This is a genomic window from Ochrobactrum sp. SFR4 (assembly GCF_019730395.1).
Classification (GTDB): Bacteria; Pseudomonadota; Alphaproteobacteria; order Rhizobiales; family Rhizobiaceae; genus Pseudochrobactrum.
In genome coordinates, this window is record NZ_JAAPBB010001381.1 from 1 (window position 1) to 236 (window position 236).

At 48.3% G+C, this 236-nt stretch carries 1 pseudogene; it reads right to left on the reverse strand.

Annotation, left to right across the window (positions count from 1 at the left end):
• Window positions 1-23: 23 nt before the first annotated feature.
• Window positions 24-236 (reverse strand): annotated as a pseudogene (locus HBA93_RS23550) (outer membrane protein assembly factor BamD); the annotation flags it as partial.

The following is a 236-nucleotide window of genomic DNA, read 5'->3' on the forward strand; positions in this document are numbered from 1 at the left end:
GCATGGCTGCCTTTATTTATGAATTAAGCGCCGCCCGTAATGAGCGATGATGCTTTGGAAAGCCATGAACCTTTGTTTTCGCGCGGTTCAAGACCACCGCCCTGCAACAATTTATAGGAATCTTTATACCAAGGGCTGTCCGGGAAGTTTTTACCCAGAACTGCCGCAGCAGTCTGTGCTTCTGAAACCAGACCAAGCGCATAATAGGCTTCTGTAAAACGAGCCAGAGCTTCTTC